We start from the raw sequence: 1,499 nt of genomic DNA, 5'->3' as shown, positions 1-1,499 counted from the left end.
CGCCCGCAGAAGCGCGGCCGTCTGGACCGATGGCTGTGTAGAAGTACTCGCCGATAGTGGAAACCGACGCCCCAGCACTCGTCCGAGGGCAAAGGAATAGAGTAGATGCCGACCGAACAAGAGCTGATTTCGAGAACGCCTCAGCCAGCAACTCGCGCGAGCCTAGCAAGGCAAATGCGAGAGAACGGCCTTACGCTTGGTGGCACAGTTCTCGTCCACAGTTCGCTAAGCTCGCTCGGCTGGGTCGCGGGAGGGCCGGTCGCAGTGATTCAGGCCCTTCTGGATTGTGTTGGTCCCCAGGGCACGATTGTCATGCCCACGCACTCGGGTGATCTGACTGATCCCGCAGATTGGAGATCGCCGCCCGTGCCTGCCGATTGGGTGCAGATCTTGCGCAACGAGATGCCGGCATACGATCCGCAAACCACACCAACTCGGAACATGGGTGCAGTGGCTGAATTGTTCCGGGCGTGTCGCAAACACTTTTGGAGGCAGCTATCACCCAGCCAAGGCCGGTATTTTCATGCTTTGTTAACCTTTTGCAGTCCGAAGAGGCGCGCAAGCAAATCATTCTGGTCATTGACGGTCCAGCCGCCTGAAAAGCCAAAGCCCTTCCGCAGCCACAGCATCGCCTCGAAACCCGCGATGGTTCGCCGCGCCGTGTTAAAGGATTGGAAACCGCCGATCTTCGGCATGTTCTTCTTCACCCGGAAATGGTCGCTCTCAATCCCCTGCTGGAGATGTTTGGTCACATAATGCACGGGATCGGGATGGAGAAGCCCATCATCAACCGACGTTTTGATCGTTGACGGGAAGGTGTTGGCCCCGTCCGTCCCAATCCTGTTCGGCGACAACAAGGGTTCATCTTTAAGCATCTTTCGGAAGAACCGCTTGGCAGCGTCGAGATCGCGCTTAGCGGTCAGCAGGAAATCCACCGGATTGCCATGCTTATCGATGGCTCGGTACAGATAGCGCCATTTGCCGCGGATCTTGACATAGGTCTCATCAATCCGGACCGAGCCGCAATGGGGTCGACGAAACTGCCGCAGCCGTTTCTCGATGACAGGTGCATAAGCCAATACCCAGCGGTTGATCGTGCTATGATCGACCTCGAAGCCCCGCTCGCGAAACATCTCTTCCAAGTCACGATAGCTGAGCGGGTAGCGCAAGTACCAGGCAACCGCCTGTACAATCAGCCAGGCCTCGAAATGCCTGCCCTTGAAATCATCCTTCGACTGGCGCTTCAGCTTTTCGGCAATGGTATTCAAAATCATCGGCTCGCTCCGCAATATCAGGAGCGGCAACTTCTCTCCCCATGGTCAACATCGAGTTAACCTGAAGAATTTGCGACAAGGCCATGCGTTCCGCTCCGGAGATGTCTGGCTTACTAGGTCCCGGCGCTATGGCGATCTGAAACACGCACTCGTTCCGGCACAATCCATCGCGGAAGGCGGTCGTCTCGCTGTGCCATTGCGGCCGGAGGAATGCCTGGCAGACCG

At 57.2% G+C, this 1,499-nt stretch carries 2 protein-coding genes and 2 pseudogenes; 2 read left to right on the top strand and 2 right to left on the bottom strand.

Going from position 1 to position 1,499, the window contains the following annotated elements:
• Positions 1 to 100: pseudogene (locus E2K74_RS14945) on the top strand (hydrogenase expression protein HypB); the annotation flags it as partial.
• Between the two features lie 5 nt (positions 101 to 105).
• Positions 106 to 459: pseudogene (locus tag E2K74_RS15160) on the top strand (AAC(3) family N-acetyltransferase); the annotation flags it as partial.
• A 62-nt stretch (positions 460 to 521) separates the two neighbouring features.
• On the opposite strand, the gene E2K74_RS14375 reads toward E2K74_RS15160, so the two are convergent.
• Positions 522 to 1,274 (bottom strand): IS6 family transposase, encoded by a 753-nt coding sequence (locus E2K74_RS14375; protein WP_000602738.1) that lies wholly within the window; start codon positions 1,272 to 1,274, stop codon positions 522 to 524.
• A partial coding sequence (locus tag E2K74_RS14935; RefSeq protein ID WP_227548049.1) for a hypothetical protein occupies positions 1,225 to 1,499 on the bottom strand: 275 nt, incomplete at its 5' end. The genes E2K74_RS14935 and E2K74_RS14375, both read right to left, overlap by 50 nt.

The organism is Acinetobacter sp. RF15B, from assembly GCF_007558235.1.
GTDB lineage: Bacteria > Pseudomonadota > Gammaproteobacteria > Pseudomonadales > Moraxellaceae > Acinetobacter > Acinetobacter lwoffii_C.
The sequence above is the reverse complement of the archived record's forward strand: the minus strand, read 5'-3'. Positions and strand labels throughout refer to the sequence as shown.

What these genes read in the sequence shown, in the direction of transcription:
- E2K74_RS14375 (WP_000602738.1), bottom strand. Translation starts at nt 1,274, where the DNA reads ATGATTTTGAATACCATTGCCGAAAAGCTGAAGCGCCAGTCGAAGGAT.